This is a genomic window from Alloalcanivorax sp. (assembly GCF_964221125.1).
GTDB classification, from domain to species: Bacteria; Pseudomonadota; Gammaproteobacteria; order Pseudomonadales; family Alcanivoracaceae; genus Alloalcanivorax; species Alloalcanivorax venustensis.
On record NZ_CAXPXK010000057.1, the window covers coordinates 22,381 to 39,763 of the forward strand.

17 protein-coding genes are annotated in these 17,383 nt (G+C 65.0%); 6 read left to right on the forward strand and 11 right to left on the reverse strand.

Translation table 11 applies throughout. From position 1 onward, the window contains the following. Positions 1–1,215, forward strand: coding sequence for a hypothetical protein (locus ACEQZD_RS07130; protein ID WP_370184722.1), 1,215 nt, complete (start codon positions 1–3; stop codon positions 1,213–1,215). Here the strand turns inward: ACEQZD_RS07130 and ACEQZD_RS07135 are convergent. Beyond that, the gene (locus ACEQZD_RS07135; RefSeq protein WP_370184723.1) at positions 1,197–1,661 is read right to left on the reverse strand and encodes an acyl-CoA thioesterase; all 465 of its coding nucleotides are present in this window, start codon (positions 1,659–1,661) and stop codon (positions 1,197–1,199) included. The two genes, ACEQZD_RS07130 and ACEQZD_RS07135, sit on opposite strands and share 19 nt — an antisense overlap. A gap of 89 nt (positions 1,662–1,750) precedes the next feature. Here ACEQZD_RS07135 and ACEQZD_RS07140 point away from each other — a divergent pair, with 89 nt between their 5' ends. Further along, on the forward strand, positions 1,751–2,275 hold the full coding sequence (locus ACEQZD_RS07140) for a hypothetical protein (protein WP_142948833.1): 525 nt from the start codon (positions 1,751–1,753) through the stop codon (positions 2,273–2,275). On the opposite strand, the gene ACEQZD_RS07145 is transcribed toward ACEQZD_RS07140, so the two are convergent. Together ACEQZD_RS07145 and ACEQZD_RS07150 are read right to left on the reverse strand one after the other, a co-directional pair. Further along, a complete protein-coding gene (locus tag ACEQZD_RS07145; protein ID WP_370184724.1) occupies positions 2,276–3,814 on the reverse strand; it encodes a GMC family oxidoreductase N-terminal domain-containing protein in 1,539 nt (512 codons plus the stop codon). Beyond that, positions 3,811–4,452 (reverse strand): hypothetical protein, encoded by a 642-nt coding sequence (locus tag ACEQZD_RS07150; RefSeq protein ID WP_142948835.1) that lies wholly within the window; start codon positions 4,450–4,452, stop codon positions 3,811–3,813. The genes ACEQZD_RS07145 and ACEQZD_RS07150 overlap by 4 nt, the downstream gene beginning before the upstream one ends. A gap of 178 nt (positions 4,453–4,630) precedes the next feature. On the opposite strand from ACEQZD_RS07150, the gene ACEQZD_RS07155 reads away from it, so the two are divergent. Genes ACEQZD_RS07155 through ACEQZD_RS07165 form a run of 3 tightly spaced genes read left to right on the forward strand, consistent with a single transcriptional unit; the run spans position 4,631 to position 9,940 of the window. Next, complete coding sequence (locus ACEQZD_RS07155) at positions 4,631–5,392, forward strand: hypothetical protein (RefSeq protein WP_370184725.1); 762 nt, start codon at positions 4,631–4,633, stop codon at positions 5,390–5,392. Further along, the gene (locus tag ACEQZD_RS07160; protein ID WP_370184726.1) at positions 5,389–6,810 is read left to right on the forward strand and encodes a DNA polymerase Y family protein; all 1,422 of its coding nucleotides are present in this window, start codon (positions 5,389–5,391) and stop codon (positions 6,808–6,810) included. Before ACEQZD_RS07155 ends, ACEQZD_RS07160 begins: the two co-directional genes overlap by 4 nt. Position 6,811: 1 nt before the next feature. After that, a complete protein-coding gene (locus tag ACEQZD_RS07165; protein ID WP_370184727.1) occupies positions 6,812–9,940 on the forward strand; it encodes an error-prone DNA polymerase in 3,129 nt (1,042 codons plus the stop codon). 64 nt (positions 9,941–10,004) lie between these two features. Here the strand turns inward: ACEQZD_RS07165 and ACEQZD_RS07170 are convergent, their stop codons facing one another. The 5 genes from ACEQZD_RS07170 to ACEQZD_RS07190 form a co-directional block, all read right to left on the reverse strand. Then, complete coding sequence (locus ACEQZD_RS07170) at positions 10,005–10,349, reverse strand: hydroxylase (RefSeq protein ID WP_335628940.1); 345 nt, start codon at positions 10,347–10,349, stop codon at positions 10,005–10,007. After that, complete coding sequence (locus ACEQZD_RS07175) at positions 10,288–10,617, reverse strand: putative quinol monooxygenase (RefSeq protein WP_335628991.1); 330 nt, start codon at positions 10,615–10,617, stop codon at positions 10,288–10,290. The genes ACEQZD_RS07170 and ACEQZD_RS07175 overlap by 62 nt, the downstream gene beginning before the upstream one ends. Before the next feature lie 167 nt (positions 10,618–10,784). Beyond that, positions 10,785–12,449, reverse strand: a complete 1,665-nt coding sequence (locus tag ACEQZD_RS07180) for a hypothetical protein (RefSeq protein ID WP_335628941.1) — start codon at positions 12,447–12,449, stop codon at positions 10,785–10,787. A gap of 100 nt (positions 12,450–12,549) precedes the next feature. After that, complete coding sequence (locus ACEQZD_RS07185) at positions 12,550–13,722, reverse strand: helix-turn-helix transcriptional regulator (RefSeq protein WP_335628942.1); 1,173 nt, start codon at positions 13,720–13,722, stop codon at positions 12,550–12,552. Positions 13,723–13,797: 75 nt separating this feature from the next. Beyond that, positions 13,798–14,754, reverse strand: coding sequence for a helix-turn-helix transcriptional regulator (locus ACEQZD_RS07190; protein WP_142948840.1), 957 nt, complete (start codon positions 14,752–14,754; stop codon positions 13,798–13,800). Between the two features lie 194 nt (positions 14,755–14,948). On the opposite strand from ACEQZD_RS07190, the gene ACEQZD_RS07195 reads away from it, so the two are divergent. Next, the gene (locus ACEQZD_RS07195) at positions 14,949–16,127 is read left to right on the forward strand and encodes a saccharopine dehydrogenase NADP-binding domain-containing protein (RefSeq protein ID WP_335628943.1); all 1,179 of its coding nucleotides are present in this window, start codon (positions 14,949–14,951) and stop codon (positions 16,125–16,127) included. Here ACEQZD_RS07195 and ACEQZD_RS07200 read toward each other — a convergent pair whose 3' ends face one another. From ACEQZD_RS07200 to ACEQZD_RS07210, 3 genes are read right to left on the reverse strand one after another with little or no spacing between them, the layout of a single operon-like run. After that, the gene (locus tag ACEQZD_RS07200) at positions 16,128–16,475 is read right to left on the reverse strand and encodes a hypothetical protein (RefSeq protein WP_142948842.1); all 348 of its coding nucleotides are present in this window, start codon (positions 16,473–16,475) and stop codon (positions 16,128–16,130) included. Further along, positions 16,465–16,791, reverse strand: coding sequence for an antibiotic biosynthesis monooxygenase (locus ACEQZD_RS07205; protein ID WP_194856441.1), 327 nt, complete (start codon positions 16,789–16,791; stop codon positions 16,465–16,467). Before ACEQZD_RS07205 ends, ACEQZD_RS07200 begins: the two co-directional genes overlap by 11 nt. A 31-nt stretch (positions 16,792–16,822) precedes the next feature. Further along, positions 16,823–17,326, reverse strand: coding sequence for a DUF2244 domain-containing protein (locus tag ACEQZD_RS07210; RefSeq protein ID WP_185956915.1), 504 nt, complete (start codon positions 17,324–17,326; stop codon positions 16,823–16,825). Positions 17,327–17,383 lie beyond the last annotated feature (57 nt).

Sequence of the window (17,383 nt, forward strand, 5' to 3'; positions counted from 1 at the left end):
ATGATGGGCCGGGCGTTGCTGCTCGCGCTGTTCTGGCTGCTGGCCGGAACCGCGCAAAGCGCGGTGGCGACCTTCCAGGGCGAGGCCCTGGAAGACCTTACCGGGCTGCGTACCGACCGCCTGGAAGTGGCCGCCTACCGGGACGGCGAGCTGCGCAGCGTCCGCCACCAGTGGCTGGCCTGGTCGCAGCGCGGCTGGCCCTACTTCAGCGAGGATGACGACAGCCGCCGGGCCGGAGAGACCGGCCGGGTGGGCCCCCGCGACCGGCTGCTGGTGGACGACGCCGACGGCGGCGAACGACTGCCCTCCCCCGGCCAGGAAGTAATCGGTGAACTGGCACTCGACAGCGACGGCGAACGGCCCGTTTATTTCTACGTGCTGGCCCGGCCGCCGTTCCAGGGTTTCACCCCGCCGGTGACCCTGGAGCGCGACGACGACGGCGATCCGCTCAGCCTGCGCACCGCGGACTACCGGCTGGAATTTCTGGACGGCAACCTGTTCCAGTGGGGCGATTTCACCTACCGGCATTACCGCGCCCCGGACGACAAACCGCAACGGACCCTGCTGGACAGTTTAAAACTGCGGCTCAGCGCCGGGGTGTTCAGCGAGGGCGCCCGCCTCACACTCACCAACGAAAACCTGGACCCGCAAATCCAGCAGGTCATCGAAGGGCCGCTGGCGACGCTGGTGTACGCCACCACCCGGGTGCGCGTGGCCGGCCTGCGCGTGCTCACCGTGCACAACCACTTCGTGCTGATGGAAAACCGGCTCGCCATCCACAGCCGCTTCGCGTTGCCCGGCATCGCCGCCACCGTGCTGCGCGACCCGCGCGCCCGGGTCAGCGTCGACGGCCACGATCTCCAGGGCGCGCGGCTGCGCACCAGCTGGACCGGCGAGCGGGAAGCGGTGGTGGACGGCCGGCTTTCGGACACCGAACGGGCCATGCTGCGGCGCCCGGTGCCGGCGGAAAACTGGCTGCGTTTCGATACCGGGCGGGGCTTCGCCCTGCTCGCCCGGCTGCACGTCGCGGAAGGCTTCGATACCGGCGCCCGGCTGATCTACCAGGACGACCCGGACCTGGAGGAAACACCGGAGCGGTTCCCCGGCCAGCAGCCCAACGTGGGCTTCGAGATGGACCGGATCCCGTTCGGCGAAAACTTTTACTTCCTGGCGGAGCTACATTTTTCCGAAAAAAACTATTTTCCCGAAGACTGAATCGCCGCCAACACCTCGCGCAGCGGCGCCGGGATCGACACCGGACGCCCACTTTCCCGGTCCACGAACACATGCACCACGAAACCCAGCGCCTTGGCGTCACCGCTCTCTCCGAACAGCGCCAGACCATAACGCACCGAGCTGTTGCCCAGCTTGTCCACGCGCATGCCGATGGTGAGCGCGTCCGGGTAGGCGGCGGCCTCGAAATAGTCGCAGCCGGAGCTCACCACATAGGCGATCACGTCGCCGTTATGGATATCCAGCCCACCCTTGTCGATCAGATAGCGGTTGATGGTGGAATCGAAGTAGCTGTAGTACATGACGTTGTTGATATGGCCGTAAACGTCATTGTCCGCCCAGCGGCTGTCCACCGGGCACAGATAGCCGAACGCCTCGCGCCCGGGCCGTTGTTTCGCCTGCGCGGATTGGCTGTTGGCATCACTCATGGCTGCTCCTTCGATCAATACGGACAAGGCCGGCAATGATAACCTAGGGCGCAATGAATGACTCCCCAGTGACCCACAAGGAGAACACCATGGCCCCAGGCCCGTCGCGGTCCCTGCCAGCGCTGTCAGCGGTACTCGGCGCCCTGCTCCTGCTCAGCGGCTGCGTGTCGGTGGCGCAGCGGGATTACCAGCCGGCGCCCAACCCGATTCCGCGGGATATCCGCCACTATCAGTTGAGCATCGACCCGCCGTTACCGGCGGATCAGGTGCGTATCGAGGTGGTGTACCGGTCCGAGGGAGACACCTGCCCGGTGACCCAGGCGGGCACCCAGTTCCGCCCTGAACGCCAGGGCCAGAGCCTGAGTTTCCAGGTGCCGCTGGACATGTTCCGCAACCAGGACGGCTGCGAGTGGCTGCCCAATCAGCTGTGGATCGCGCTGCAAGCCGGCGGCAACTACAACACCCGCTTCAGCGTGCCACTGGCGCTGGGCCGGCAGGTGCGCTGGTGCCGGCTCAACCCGGAGCACGGCGCCTGCATGGCCCGCGAAAGCGACATCCGCCGCTATAAAATACCCGGTGGCGTGCACCGGGTGGTGGTGAGACAGGGCCGTTAATCAGGCCATGCGTTCGGCGATGCGCGTGGCCAGGGCGTACACGGTCACCTGGGGGTTCACGATGATCGAGGTGGGCAGCAGGCTGGCGTCCGCCACATAGAGCCCTTTCACATCATGCGTTTCACCGTCCGAGTTGACCACGCTGGTGTCCGGGTCGGCGCCCATGCGGCAACTGCCCTGCGGGTGATAGCTCACCATGCGCAGGTGCTGGGGCTGGTTGTCGAGCCCCTCGATGGCGCCGTCGATATCCGCTTCGGAACGAATCACCCGCTTGTCGCTGGACGGCACATAGACTTCCTCGGCGCCGGAGGCCAGGTGCAGTCTGGCGGCCGCTTTCAGGGCCCGCTTCATGGACGGGAAATCCGAGTTGGCGAGCTGGTAGTCGATCACCTTGCGGCCGTCCTCCCAGCGGATGGTGCCCACGTTGTGGTCGTGGATCAGCGTCACCAGACCGCCCAGGTACTTGGCGTCCTTCATGAACTGCATGAACGGCTCGCCGGTGCCCGGCTCCGCGGTCATGCTCAGCTCCGCCAGGCCGGCGCCGCCGTCCTCCAGCACGAAGCCGCCCTTGTCCGGGTGCAGAAACTCGTCCACATACACGCCCAGCATGGCGCCGCGCCAGGCGTGCACCGGCTTCGGATAGCGCGCCGACACATACAGCGACGGGTGGCAGGCGAAGTTCTTTCCCACCTGCCCGGACCGGTTGGCCAGGCCGCCCTTCAACAGCAGCAAGGGCGTCTGCACGGCACCGGCGGCGAGGATCACTCGCTCCGCGTTAACCGTCATGTCCGCCACCTTGGCGCCGTCGTGGCCGGTGACCTCGGCACGGACACCGCGCGCCCGGCCGCCGTCGGCCAGCACCTCGGTGACGCGGGTGTCGGCGTAAATGCGGGCGCCGTGGGCGGTGGCCCAGGGCAGATAGCTGACCAGCATGGACTGCTTGCGTTCGGTCTTGCAGCCGGACAGGCAGTGCCCGGTGAGCGCGCATTCACGAATATTGCGTTTGAACGGTTTCACCGACCAGCCCAGCTTGTTGGCGCCGGCGCGGATCAGCTGGCCGTGGCGGGCGATCTCGTGTTCCTTGTTTTCCTCGATGGAGAGGTTCTTTTCCACCCGGTCGAAATACGGCGCCAGCTCTTCGGCGGTCAGATCGCTGAGCCCGAAATCCCGCTGCCAGTCCTGCAGAATAAAGTCCGGGGTGCGGAAGCACACGCAGCCGTTCACCACCGTGGAGCCGCCCACGCAGGCACCCTGCAACACCAGCAGGTCGCCGCTTTTGTTGGTCTGGCCGCCGTAGTCCTGGTACAGGGTTTCCAGGCTTTCCGGGAAGCGCTCGGTAAAGTCCTTCGAGGGGACATAGGGCCCCGCTTCCAGAATCACCACCTTCTTGCCGCGCCGGGCCAGCTCATAGCCGGCCACCGCGCCGCCGGCGCCGGAGCCGACGATCACCACGTCCGCGTCCAGGGTCAGCGCACTCTGTTTAATGTCCTTCGCTTCGGTCACCGGCAAGCCGGAAGACCGCCATTGCACTTCGCTCATGCGTTGCCCTCCTCAGTGGCTTGCTCCGATTGTTGATCCGGCAGGGGCGCGTTGCCCAGATAGGCGATGCCCCAGCGGTCGGACACCGGGCCGTCGAATTCCACCGGCCCCCAGGTGCTTTCGTCGCGCCAGTAGGAGGTGTAGGTGAGCTGCTTGATCACCGTGCCCAGGGTGCGCTGCACCACATTGCCCCGGCTCCAGGCGTCGAAATAATCGCGGGCGGTGGCCTCGTCCAGATCCACGAAGCGCTTGCCATGGAAAAACACCGCGGCGTTATCGAACAGCGTCAGGCCGGTGGCCACGTCCTTGCGGGTGGCCGCGTCCATGAAGCCGAGAATGCCCTGCACATTGCGCACCACCGGCACCTGGTCGCTGGGCGTGAGATCGGTGCCCACGGTGGGCAGCAACGCCACCCGTGCCCGGTCGAACAGATGGTATTCCTGGCGGCTCAGGCCGTCGGCCCAGTCCGGTTTCGGCCGGTCGTCCAGGGGCGACAGGCGCAGCAGCGCGAAGCCGCCCGCGGCGGCGGCGGCCACGCCGGCACTGCCGACCAGGCCCCACTTCAGGAACCGCCGCCGGGTCACGCCCTGCTGAAAGGCCGAGGACAATCGGCGCGCTGTTTGTTGTTGTGATGACATCGGGAAATCTCGTCGAGCTCGGGGATGCCTTGAAGCTACTCAAGAGCCCCGGGCAATACAATATGTTTACCCTGACAGCGCCGCTTGACCGCTCAGCACAGCCTTTCCCATTGACCCTTCGCCGGCTTACGGATACTGTTCTTATGTACAGTATCTCAAACACTCCGGATTTCCCTTCATGCCGCCCATGCCGCCTGATTTCTTGCAACAATTGCTGGCCCGCAGGGACACCTGGTGGGGCCGCGAAAGCACCGGTACCGGCCAGGGGCAAAGCACCGGTTTCAACGACCTGGACCAGATCCTGGCCGGCGGCGGCTGGCCGGAACAGGGCCTGGTGGAGCTGCTCTGCCCCCTGCCCTGCCCGGCGGTGCTGCATCTGCTGCTGCCGGTGCTGGCCAGCGACGGCCCCGGCGCCCGCCTGATCGCCAACCCGCCGATGCGGCCTTCCGCCACCATGCTGGCCCGGGCCGGGGTGCCCCTGGACGACCTGCTGATCCTGCGCAGCGACGACCGCGCCACCCTGCTGCGCGCCAGCTTCGAAGCGATCGCCGGCGACACCGTGCGGCTGGCATTGCTGTGGGCCCCGGGCGGGCCGTTGCCGGCGGGCACCCTGCGGCGCCTGCATCTCGGCGCGCAACAGGGGCGCTGCCTGCTGATACTGGTGCGCCCGCGCCAGGCCGGCCGGCAACCCAGCCCGGCCCCGCTGCGCCTGGACCTGAGCTGCCCGGCCCCCGGCGAACTGACCGTCACCGTGCACAAGCAGCCCGGCGGCCGGGCCGGGCTGCACTGCCGTTTGCCGCTGCTGCCCGAGCACCTGCGTCGGCGGCCACCGGCCTGCCGCGAGCTGCCGGCCCTGACCCGGCGCCCGGCGCCGGAGCCGGCGCTGCGCACGCCGTTGTTGCGGCTGCCCGCCCCCGTCGTCCCGGAGGTGCGCCCATGAGCGCGCTGTGGCTGGCCCTGCATTTTCCGCTGCTGGCGTTGGAGGCGGAGCACGGCCCGCGCCCGGAGCCGCGCGTGCTGGTGCGCGCCAACCGGGTGCTGCTGGCCAACCCGGCGGCCCGCGCCGCCGGCGTGGAAGCGGGCCTGCGCCTGGGCACCGCCCGTGCCCTGTGCGAGACACTGGAAGTGCACGAAGCGCGGGCCGACCAGCAGCACCAGGCGTTGCTGCGCGAAGCCCGCCAACTGCTGGCGCTCACGCCCCAGGTGTGCCCGGCGCCGCCGGCCACCGTGCTGCTGGAAGTGGGCGGCTGCCTGAAGCTGTTCGGTGGTTTTAAACCGCTGCTCGCCCGCGTCGACCGCTACCGGCTGCACTGCCCGCTGACCAGCCGTCTGGGCATCGGCCCCACGCCGCTGGCCGCCTGGCACCTCACCGACCCGCCGCCCCTGGACGCGCCCCCGGAAGCGGCGCGTTTCCAGGCCTGGCTGGCGGATCTGCCGCTCGCCGAGCTGGACCTGGACGAGCGCCTGCGCCGGCGCCTGCAGGCCCCCGGTTTCCGCACCCTGGGCGAGCTGTTCCCGCTGCCCCGGGCGGCGCTGGGCAAGCGCTTCGGGGTGGACTTCCTGGACTGGCTGCAGCGTCTGCTCGGCGAGCAGGCGGACCCGCGCAAACCGATTTCCCCGCCGCGCCCGTTCCGCGAACGGCTCGACTTCGACGACCCGCTGGACGATCTGGACCGGCTCAGCGGCCCGATGGGCACCCTGCTGGCCAAGCTGGAAGACACCCTGAACCGCCACCAGGAAAGCCTGGTGACCCTGCGCTGGCATCTGTACCTGAACAACGGCCACCGGGACACACTGATCGTACGGCGCGCCCGGCAGGGCCACGACGCCGCCACCTGGCTGGACCTCAGCCAGCGGCGCCTGAGCCACCATGAGCTGAGCGCCCCGCTGCTGGGCCTGGGCCTGGACGGCGGCCGTCCCCGGCCGCGCAACCCCGGCCTCGCCGAGCTGTTCCCGGACCCCGGCGCCCGCCCGCCGCTGGCCGGCCTGCTGGAAAAGCTCGCCGGCGAACCGGCGCTGGGCGTGTACCGCCCGGACCGGGGCGACGGCCATCTGCCGGAGGAAACCGAACGGGGCCGCGCGCCGCTGGCGTCGGCGCCCAAACCGGCCGCCGACGACAGCCGCGATCAGGACCGCCCCCTGTGGCTGCTCGACCCGCCCCGGCCGCTGACCCTGCGCGACCGGGTGCCCCACTGGCGCGGCCGGCCCCTGACCCTGTTCCCCCAGGAGGAACGCTTCAGCCAGCCCTGGCACGACCTGGCCGCGCGCCGCTACCGCGTCGCCCACCACCCGGACGGGCTCTGCTGCTGGGTGTTCGAGGACGACCAGGCGCGCTGGTGGCTGCAGGGCTTTTTCTGACATGGACTTCGCGGAACTGCATTGCACCTCCGCCTTCACCTTTCTCACCGGCGCCAGCCAGCCGGAGGAGCTGGTGTTGCAGGCCTGGCGCCAGGGCTACCGGGCCCTGGCGATCACCGACGACGGCTCCCTGGCCGGGGTGGTGCGTGCCTACCAGGCCCGCGAGAACCTCAAAAAAGCTCTGGAGGACGAAGGCCGCACGCTGGATTTCCGGCTGATCGTGGGCAGCCATTTCCGCCTGCACCAGGACCGGGGCGAGTTGCGCCTGGTGCTGCTGGCCCGCGACCGCCAGGCCTACGGTGAAATTTCCACGCTGATCACCCGCGGCCGGCGGCGCGCGGAGAAGGGCCACTACCGGCTGCACTGGCAGGATCTGACGCGCATCGACCGCAACGCCCTGTGCCTGTGGCTGCCCGCCGGCGACGACCGCGACGAACACCACGCCGCCCTGCTCAAGGCGCACTTCGGCGAGCGCCTGTGGCTGGCCTGCGAGCTGCTCCAGGACCGCAACGACGCCCTGCACTACCGCTACTGCTATCAGCTGGCGGACCGCTTCGAGCTGGCCATGACCGCCGCCAACGACGTCCACTACCACCGGCCGGAGCGCCAGCGCCTGCAGGAGCTGCTCACCGCCCTGCGCCTGAACATCACGGTGCGCGACCTGGGCCGGCGCCGGTTCCAGAACGACCAGCGCCACCTGCGCGGCCTGGACCGGCTGGCCGGGATCTACCCGCCGGCGCTGCTGGAAGAAGCCGCCTGGATCGCCGACCAGTGCCACTTCGAAATGGACGAAATCCGCTACCAGTACCCGGAAGAAGTGGTGCCGCCGGGCCAGAACGCCGACGACTATCTCGCCGCCCTCGCCCACCAGGGCGCCGAAGCCCGCTACCCGGACGGCGTACCGGACCGGGTGCGCGCCCTGGTGGACAAGGAGCTGGGGCTGATCCGCCAGCTCGGCTACGCGCACTACTTCCTCACCGTGCACGACATCGTCGCCTTCGCCCGTGGCCAGGGCATCCTCTGCCAGGGGCGCGGCTCGGCGGCCAACTCCGCGGTGTGCTACTGCCTGGGCGTCACCGAGGTGGACCCGGGCCGCAGCCAGCTTCTGTTCGAGCGCTTTATCTCCCAGGAGCGGGACGAACCGCCGGACATCGACGTGGATTTCGAGCACGAACGGCGCGAAGAGGTGATGCAGTACCTCTACCGCAAATACGGCCGTGACCGCGCCGCTCTGGCCGCCACCGTGATTCACTACCGCACCCGCTCGGCGGTGCGCGACGTGGGCCGCGCCCTGGGCGTGGACATGGACATCATTGAACGGCTGAGCAGCAACCTGGCCTGGTGGGACAAACCCGACGCCCTGGTGGAACGGTTCCGGGAAGTGGGCCTGGGCGGCTCCACCCTGGGCCGCCACTACCGGGAACTGGTGCAGGAGCTGGTGGGCTTCCCGCGTCACTTGTCCCAGCACGTGGGCGGCTTCGTGATCACCCGCGACCCGGTGCACACCCTGGTGCCGGTGGAAAACGCGGCGATGCCCGACCGCACCCTGATCCAGTGGGACAAGGACGACCTGGAATCCCTGGGCCTGATGAAGGTGGACGTGCTGGCCCTGGGTATGCTCACCGCGATCCGCAAAACCCTGGACATGGTGCAGGGCTACCGGGGCCGACCCCTGGCCATGCAGGACATCCCCGCCGGCGACGAGGCCACCTACGACATGCTCTGCAAGGGCGACAGCCTGGGCGTGTTCCAGGTGGAATCCCGCGCCCAGATGAACATGCTGCCGCGCCTGCGGCCGCGCAAGTTCTACGACCTGGTGGTGGAAGTGGCGATCGTGCGCCCCGGCCCGATCCAGGGCGACATGGTGCACCCCTACCTGCGCCGCCGGGACGGCCTGGAAGAAACCGACTACCCGGACGCCAAGGTCAAAGCGGTGCTCGAGCGCACCCTGGGCGTGCCCATTTTCCAGGAACAGGTGATCAAGCTGGTGATGGTGGCGGCGGGCTTTTCCGGCGGCGAAGCCGACCGCCTGCGCCGCGCCATGGCGCGCTGGGGCAAAAGCGGCGAACTGATGGAATTCGAAGCCCGGGTAATCGACGGCATGCGCGCCAACGGCTACAGCGGCGACTACGCACGCCGCCTGTTCGAGCAAATGAAAGGCTTCGGCGGCTACGGCTTCCCGGAATCCCACTCCGCCAGTTTCGCGCTGCTGGTGTACGTGTCCGCCTGGCTCAAGCGCCACCACACCAGCGCCTTCTACTGCGGCCTGCTCAACAGCCTGCCGATGGGCTTCTACTCGCCCTCGCAGATCCTCCAGGACGCGCGCCGCCATGGCATCGAAATACGCCCGGTGGACGCCCGCCACAGCCACTGGGACCACAGCCTGGAAGAGTTGCAGCGCGAGAAGCTCGGCGTGCAGCCGGCCCTGCGCCTGGGCTTGTGCCAGATCAAAGGCTTCAACCCGGAGGCCGCGCAGCGCCTGGTCCAGGCCCGCGCCGAAGCGCCCTTCACCGGCGTCGGCGACCTCTGCCGCCGCGCCCGGCTCGGCCAGCGCGAACGCGAAGCCCTGGTGGCCGGCAACGCCCTGCGCGGCCTCAGCGGCCACCGCCACCAGGCCCACTGGGACGTCCAGGGCCTGGAAGGCCAGCGCCCGCTGCTTGAAGACGGCCCCCAGGGCGACCACGACGGCGTCTACCTGGACGCCCCCTCGGAATACACCACCCTGATCGAAGACTACCGCCACCTGGGCGTCAGCCTGGGCAAGCACCCCATGGCCCTGGTCCGCCACCTGCCCCGCTTCAAACGCGGCTACCGCGCCAAGGACCTGAAACGCGCCCGGCCCGGCCAGGTGGTGCGCGTCGCCGGCCTGGTCACCAACCGGCAACGCCCCGGCTCCGCCAAAGGCACCCTGTTCATGACCCTGGAAGACGAAACCGGCAACACCAACGTGGTGGTCTGGAGCGCCATCCAGGAACGCTTCCGCACCGTGCTGCTGAAAAGCCCGATGGTCACCGTCACCGGCACCGTGGAAATCAGCCCCGAAGGTATCGTCCACCTGATGGCCGGCCGCCTCGACGACACCAGCGACGCCCTCAATGAACTCATCGTCCGCTCAAGAGACTTCAAATAACGAAAAGAGAATGGCTCGCTCGCGAAAGGGTGGCGCCAGCCACCCGGCGGGATACCAGAGGCCCCTAAACTTGCCAAAGCCCGTGGTCGTTGCCACCAAGAATATAAATCGCAAACTTGCCCTTGCGGGGGATTTCCGTCGGCGCCATGGCGATCTTGGCCCCCGCGGCCTCAACGTCGGCCACCGCCTGATCAATATCCTCCACCAGCCAATAGGGGCGAACCACCGGCGCCTCCGTGCTTCGCAGCGGCCCTCTCACGCCGACAATCGATCCATCGGCCAAGGTGCAGGTTCTGGCGCCACCGAGCAGCTCGTCCGGATCACCAAATCTGACGCCGTGAGCAGCCTCATACGCTTTGCACACCGCATCCACATCCTCGGATACGATCTCCAAATAGTGAACTTTCATGATTCTTTCTCCTATCTCGTAATGCCGCTCTGAGTTCGCTGATATCCGCCCCCCTGGCTGAATCACGGACACATTCCTGGTGGCGCTGAAACGCGGCCTTATCGGCAAATATCTCGTACACAATAAAGGTGTTGTTGTGCTCAGCGCTTTGAGTGACTTCAAACTTCAAGCAGCCTTTTTCTTGGCGTGAGAGATCAATATGAGTTGAGAGGGCATCAACAACACCATCAAAATCCCCGTCGGGGACAATGATCCGGCCAGTTAAGATTACTTTCGATTATGAGCAACGGGAGAGAATTCGACATCGTGGTGTACCGCGACAGCAGCTTAACGGGTCAGCTGGTGGCGGATGGTGCTGACAGCGGTGGGGCTCTTAACGAGTTGGTCGTGGGATTTCAGAAAGACAGGGGAGCGTTTCCGCTCCCCTGTCTTTTCTTACTGAGCGGAACTGACCGGTTCAGCGGGAAGAACAAAATCGCTGATGAAGAAGCCCAGCAGGCTCTCCGTGGTCCCATCCACATGACGAAAATCAACAAGTACATCCTTACCGTTATTGACCTTTACCATCGTCCATGAGCCCGTGGACTCATCGTCCAGGCTTTCCGTGAAGCGCAGGGTCCCGCTGTCCGTGGTAGTCCAGGGCGCGTCGATGGTGCTTGTCTCTTGATCCTGGGTACCGGGGGAGAACGTCATCGTGCCACTGCCATCACCGTTCAGGGACACATCGGCGCTGTCTCCCTCACCGACCAGTTCAATGGTGAAATCAGCGCTCATTCCCTCTTCGAAACCCTGCTCGGAACGCTCCACCACGGCGACGCTACGGTTGCCGACAAGATCCCGCAGTTCCACGCTGAAACGGCCTATCCGCCCGAAGGTAATGACGTCCTCCGCGTCGAAAGCCATGCCCAGATCGCCATACGGGGTTGCTTCCACCGTGGCGTTGGCGCCGGGAGCACCGGAATTGCTGGCGTCGTACAAGCCGCCCGGGCCATCGGTTTCGGTTTCGACACCGTTTACCTGGAACTGATCATTGGTGATGGAATACGTGCCCCACTCGGACGATGTCGGGGTCAGATCGTCGCCGGTATATACGTCCTGGTTATCGGAATGCGCGACCACGTAATGACTGTCATCCAGGATCGTTAGAACATTAAAACCCACGTCTTCCGGCAGATACCAAGCGCCAACATAGGTGTTACCCTCATTTCTGATCGCCTGGAACGTGGTGGAGGCCTCCTCCTCGCTACCGAGAACCAGCTCATCACCCACCAGATCAAGGGTATCCGAACAGAAGGTGTCGTCGCCGCAAATACCTCCCGACGCATCGGAATCACCGACCACCTCGAAGGACACGTCGCCGCTTTGCGGATTCCAGTCATAAAAGCCCCATTCGGCGGTCGCCGCGCCCTGGTCGTCATTGCCGTATTTGTGCGCGACGATATAACGGCCGCCGTGCATGAAGGTGAGAACGTTGATCTCTTCACCGTCGGGCCCTTTTCCGTTGCTGCTTTCTCCGGCGGGTTCAACGAATACCCAGCTGCCACGCAGGTCAGCCTGTTGAGACTCATTGAAATGGGTCTCCGCATCCTCGGCACTGACCAGATCCGAATTGGTTTGCGACCTTACTTCGGAATCATAAGCGGTCTCGAACGAGGCGGCTGGCTGAGCCAAATCCAATTGAGCGTTTGCCAGGTCCGTGTGGGTCTGACCCGGGATGGTAATCCCGTTATCCGGATCACCGTCCTGATCCAGCGACTGTAAAAGGCGCAGGATATTGGTGACCTGATCCGGCTGTTCGTCGCTGGCCATGTCGGCGGGAGTGACCCGGCCGGTCGCCGGTACCGAAGGCAAGGGAATGCCGCCGATCATAAAGGTGACGGTGTCGCCGTCGACATAATCGTATTCGCCTAGAGCGTTGGTGCTACCGCTCCTGTTGCCCGGCGAGGTCCGGTAATTGATTCCCGCCACCGCGCTATCGGTGAAGACGCCCGTTCTTGCATTTTCGGCGGGCGCGTCTGAGCCACCGTCCGACGAAGATCCACCACCACAACCAGTCAACGCCACGGCACAAGCCAATGCAGTGAGCTTCAAGGTATTCATGATTCCTCCAGTACTATCAAACAAGTTCGAGAGCACTAGCTAATCATCTGCGACTGAAGCGCACATCCCCAAGATGGGGGATACAACCGGCTGCCACCGATCAAGACAGAAACGGCGTTCTCGAGCGCCCCTGCCGGTCGCGGGTGGCCGGTAACGCTTTCACCAATCGGGTGAGTTGCGCCTGGCTGGACACATCCGTTTTAAAGTAGATGCTCTTGATCTGACTTCGCACGGTATGCAGCGACACCCGACGGAAAGACGCGATCTTCGCTGCGGCCTGCCCACCGGCCACCAAGGCGGCGACCTCCGCCTCCGCCTGCGTGAGGCCGAGCAGGTTCGCCAGTTTTTTAGTGTCGAGTTCAGGCTCCGCGTCACCATCCACCAGATAGAGGGCGGCATGGGCCGGTACCGGCATCAGTGGCCTGTCGGCATCGGGATGCAAGGGGACGACCTGCAGCAACAATGGCGACCGTTCCGGGCGCGGCAAGGCAATGACGCCTCCCGTCACCGGCGCGCCCGCCGTGCCACCGGCGAAAGAGGCCTTCAAAAGGAAATCCAGCCTCTGCTGTGCCTCGCCGTTCTGCAATAACACCCTTTTGCCAAGACGAAGAGCGTGTGGATTATCTTGGATATGACGCCACGCGGCCTCGGAAACGTGTACCGCACGCTGATTGGCATCAAGCAGTATGAAAGCGCTGAAGCGGCCCGCATGCTCCAAATACCCCTGTTTCTGCTTTTGCTGATGGATTATGGCTTCCAGTCGAAGAGCACGGCGAATATGCGGTGCCAAAGCATTGAAGGCATCGGTTTCATAACGTCTGAAATGGCCCTGACCGCCTGTCCGCTGAAAAAACATCTGAATAGTCTGGCCCTCGAACTGCCAGACCGTGCCGCTGGCGCCATGGTGAATATCAAGCTCTTTGGCCCAGTCGTTAAAAAATTCGGAACAGTAGAAGGTTTTCTGGTCGCAGATGCCGTCCAGGTAAGAAGAATAGAACTTACCCGGCGGCAGATGGGCCAGCCCCGGGCGCCAGGGACACAAATTGACGAAGTGATCCACAAAGGCTTTATGGGCCTTATCGTCAGTGTTGACCTGAACACCTGAATACACCTGATCCGCTTGTTGATTCATTACCAATAGTCGGGCCGACCGGCTACCCGACTGGCGAACCATTTCTTTAAGGAACCCGTGCCAGCCGGACGCCTCGTAAGGCGCGAAGTAAAGTTGATCCAGCAAGCGCTCCGACGCCAAAAGCCCGCGCGTATTGTTCATTATCCCTCCCTGAACCCTCATTGGTTATCATCTCCCCAGAGAACAAATAACCAGAAGCCGTTTATATTGTCACCTTCAAAGCGGCAGATTCAGCACCATGGCGGTAAGTTGCGATTGAGAGTGAGTACCGGTCTTGCGGTAGATGTTTTTAAGATGGTGACGAACGGTATGCAAAGACACACCCAATGCAGCGGCAATGTCCGCCGGACGGCCCCCTTGAGCAATCCGTGTCGCAATGCGTGCTTCTTGTTCCGTTAGTCCCAACCAACGAGCAATGGCGCCCTCGTCGTCTATGTCTTCACTATCGATAGCCAGAATAAAAACAGCAATCAGACCATTCGACTCGAAAATCCCATCAATTCCGGCTTCCTCGAAACTGACCAGCAAACGCACGACACCGGTCTTTTCCGGCAGTGCCATCATTCCGGAGCCTCTTTGACCCATACAGTAACGAACCAGATCCGAGAATTCCGTTTGCTTCTTATAACCGGATAGATACAAATGGTTGTCTCTTAATGTCATGCGGCTCGTTTGCGAGAGCCAGTCCTTGGCCCGGGTAGAAACAAACACGACTTCCTGTTGGACATTGAGCAGTAACAGAGCGCCCTGGTTGGGCCTGCTCACGGCGGCGTGCCGGTCCATCAGTAATCTGGAAGCGCCGTCCTGTCGTAACGCACGGGCGATATGTGGCATCAGTTCATCAAGAACGCTCCGGTCCCGTGGAGTGAAGGGATCGCCTTCGCCGACACGTTGAACCTTCAGCTCGACCACCAGGCCATCCGCGACGAAACGGCCATGGAGTGCGCCACTATTTGCACCCTGAAAATCCGAATCACCTGCTTGCCCGGCCAGATTCTGGCCCGGAAGCTCGGCGACCACTTGTTCGGTTTGCTTGTCTATTCTCAGAAGCCGTGCAGCATCACCGCGCACAAGCTCACAAATCAGGTTCAGGCAGTCGCACCATCCGCTTCCTCCATGCGGCGCGAAATATATGCTATCGAGCACCTTTGTCAGGTCCGGTTCGCCGGCCACCTTATTCCCCTTATCAGTGATCCGGAATTATCCTAAACATCGGCGGTCCGCGGCGCACCCCCCAACCTGGGGATAAGAGTACACGCCGCGCCATGACTCTCTTGCCCATAAAAAGGCCGTTCCCCACCCTGCCCAGGGGCGCGGCACGGGGTCTATAGTAGGCGCATCATTCGCAACAGAACGGATTGCCGATTATGAGCAACGGGAGAGAGTTCGACATCGTGGTGTACGGCGCCAGCGGCTTCACGGGCCGGCTGGTGGCGGAGTATCTGCATCAGCAGTACGGCGCCGATGGCGACGTGAAGTGGGCCATGGCCGGCCGCAGCGAGGAGAAACTGAAGGCGGTGCGCGAGGAAATCGGCGTGCCGGATTCGGTGCCGCTGATCACCGCCGACGCCGACAAGCCGGAGACCCTGGAGGCGCTGGCGAAGCGCACCCGCGTGGTGCTGACCACGGTGGGGCCGTACCAGCTGTACGGCGAGCCGCTGGTGGCGGCCTGCGCCAAGACCGGCACGGACTATGTGGATCTGTGCGGCGAGCCGGCGTGGATGCGCCAGATGATCGACGCTCACGGCGAGGCCGCCAAGGCGAGCGGCGCGCGGATCGTGTTTTCCTGCGGGTTTGATTCGATCCCGTTCGATATGGGCGTGTACTTCCTGCAGCAGTACGCCAAAGAGAACCTGGGCGCCTACCTGCCCCGCGTGAAGGGCCGGGTGCGCAAGATGAAGGGCACCTTCTCCGGCGGTACCGCCGCCAGCCTGCAGGCGACCCTGGTGGCCGCCAAGAAGGACCCGAAGATCTACCAGCTGCTCACCGACCCGTTTTCCCTGACGCCGGGCTTCAAGGGTCCGGAACAGCCGGAGCCGAGGGAGCCGGTCTACGACGACGAGCTGCACACTTGGCTGGCGCCGTTCGTGATGGCGACCATCAACACCCGTAACGTGCACCGCTCCAACCAGTTGCTGGGCCACGCCTACGGCGATCAGTTCGTGTACGACGAGATGATCCTCACCGGCCCCGGCGAGAAGGGCAAGGCCACCGCCGAGGCGGTGACCAACGACCGCTCCCTGTCCGGTAAGGACGCGCCCAAGCCCGGCGAAGGCCCGAGCAAGGAAGAGCGCGAAAACGGCTTCTACGACGTGCTGTTCATCGGCGAGACCGCCGACGGCCGGCAGTTGAAGGCCAGCGTGTCCGGCAACCGTGACCCGGGCTACGGCTCCACCTCGCGGATGATCGCCGAGAGCGCCCTGTGCCTGGTGCAAGACGCCGACGATACCGCCGGCGGCATCTGGACCACGGCGCCGGCGTTCGGTGACAAGCTGATCAAGCGGCTGGTGGACAACGCCGGCCTGAAGTTCCAGATCGAGGGCTGATCAGGGTTCTTCCCGGATCGACTCCAGCTCGATTTCGCGGCCGGCGTTTTCCTGGTAGTGGAAAACGCCGGTGACGCGTACCCGCTTGCCGAGATGGGCTTCCACGTTTTCCACCGGCTTCAGGGCCACCCGGTTCAGGTCGTCGTCCTCGATCCAGTAGTGCAGCGGGTCCTGGAAATGGCGCACGGTGCCGGCGGTGGTCACCAGTTCGCCGTCATAGTCGGCCGGCTGTTCGGCGAGCATTCGCAGCGGCGCCGCCTGAGGCGCGTCGGAATAGTCGCAACCGGCCAGACCGATCAGCGCGGCCAGCAGCGCCGCCCTGCCCCACACCGACCGTCTAGCGCTCACCGTCACCTCCATCGGGGTGCACTTCCCATTCCGGCTCTTCGAATTCGCCCAGCGGGGTGATCTCGCAGGTGCGGGCGTGTTTTTCCAGAATCGCTTTGACCTTGGCGCTGCGGCTGTCGTCCTTGGCGTCCCGGTGCGCCTTGGAGTCCCAATGGGCGATGGCCAGCAGGGTGTCCGGCTCGCCGATCTTGCGGTGCAGGTAGGTGCCGCGGGCGCCCGGCGTCTGCTGGATGATCTCGCTGGCCTCGATCCAGCCCTGGGCGTATTCCTCCACGGTGTAGCCGTCCTTCATGCGTACTTCGAAGATGTACTTCATTACAGTCTCCTGTTGGGGTTGGCGTCGGGGCTCAGCCCTGCACCCACCAGCGGTCCGAGGTTTCCACCAGGCCGGCGTCGCGCAGCGCCTGGCGGGCCTGTTCGCGGCCGTCGCCGTTGAGAAAGGCGCCCAGCTCCAGGCGGGTGTCGTCGTCGCACAGATGCAGGCCGATCATGTCCACCTCCTTAACCGGCAGCACCACGTGCAGGTGCGCCGCCGGGCGCGCCAGAATCCACTCCCGGTCCGGGCCGCGCACGCCCTCGTGCAGCACCACCCTGCCCCGCTCCACGGCGATGCGCTGGTGCAGGTAGGACAGGCGGAAACAGACCCGGTAGAGCAGATAGCCGATCAGCCCCACCTCGATGAACGCGAACGGCAGCGCCAGCCAGATGCCGGCCAGGGTCCAGGCCGCCGCCACCGTGAACACCACCACCGCGATCAGCGCGATAAAGCGTTTCACCTGGGGCCAGTCGGCGGAGAGGTGAGGCTTCAGCGTCACCACCGTGACGCCGTTCCGGGATTCAGTTGCCACCATAAGAAGGGGTCTCCAATACCGCATGCACTGCGGACCCTGTATCGGTAGCATAGGCCG

What these genes read in the sequence shown, in the direction of transcription:
- ACEQZD_RS07165 (WP_370184727.1), top strand. Translation starts at nt 6,812, where the DNA reads ATGGACTTCGCGGAACTGCATTGCACCTCCGCCTTCACCTTTCTCACC.
- ACEQZD_RS07150 (WP_142948835.1), bottom strand. Translation starts at nt 4,452, where the DNA reads ATGTCATCACAACAACAAACAGCGCGCCGATTGTCCTCGGCCTTTCAG.
- ACEQZD_RS07205 (WP_194856441.1), bottom strand. Translation starts at nt 16,791, where the DNA reads ATGAAGTACATCTTCGAAGTACGCATGAAGGACGGCTACACCGTGGAG.
- ACEQZD_RS07160 (WP_370184726.1), top strand. Translation starts at nt 5,389, where the DNA reads ATGAGCGCGCTGTGGCTGGCCCTGCATTTTCCGCTGCTGGCGTTGGAG.
- ACEQZD_RS07170 (WP_335628940.1), bottom strand. Translation starts at nt 10,349, where the DNA reads ATGAAAGTTCACTATTTGGAGATCGTATCCGAGGATGTGGATGCGGTG.
- ACEQZD_RS07180 (WP_335628941.1), bottom strand. Translation starts at nt 12,449, where the DNA reads ATGAATACCTTGAAGCTCACTGCATTGGCTTGTGCCGTGGCGTTGACT.
- ACEQZD_RS07195 (WP_335628943.1), top strand. Translation starts at nt 14,949, where the DNA reads ATGAGCAACGGGAGAGAGTTCGACATCGTGGTGTACGGCGCCAGCGGC.
- ACEQZD_RS07130 (WP_370184722.1), top strand. Translation starts at nt 1, where the DNA reads ATGATGGGCCGGGCGTTGCTGCTCGCGCTGTTCTGGCTGCTGGCCGGA.
- ACEQZD_RS07155 (WP_370184725.1), top strand. Translation starts at nt 4,631, where the DNA reads ATGCCGCCCATGCCGCCTGATTTCTTGCAACAATTGCTGGCCCGCAGG.
- ACEQZD_RS07140 (WP_142948833.1), top strand. Translation starts at nt 1,751, where the DNA reads ATGGCCCCAGGCCCGTCGCGGTCCCTGCCAGCGCTGTCAGCGGTACTC.
- ACEQZD_RS07185 (WP_335628942.1), bottom strand. Translation starts at nt 13,722, where the DNA reads ATGAACAATACGCGCGGGCTTTTGGCGTCGGAGCGCTTGCTGGATCAA.
- ACEQZD_RS07210 (WP_185956915.1), bottom strand. Translation starts at nt 17,326, where the DNA reads ATGGTGGCAACTGAATCCCGGAACGGCGTCACGGTGGTGACGCTGAAG.
- ACEQZD_RS07145 (WP_370184724.1), bottom strand. Translation starts at nt 3,814, where the DNA reads ATGAGCGAAGTGCAATGGCGGTCTTCCGGCTTGCCGGTGACCGAAGCG.
- ACEQZD_RS07135 (WP_370184723.1), bottom strand. Translation starts at nt 1,661, where the DNA reads ATGAGTGATGCCAACAGCCAATCCGCGCAGGCGAAACAACGGCCCGGG.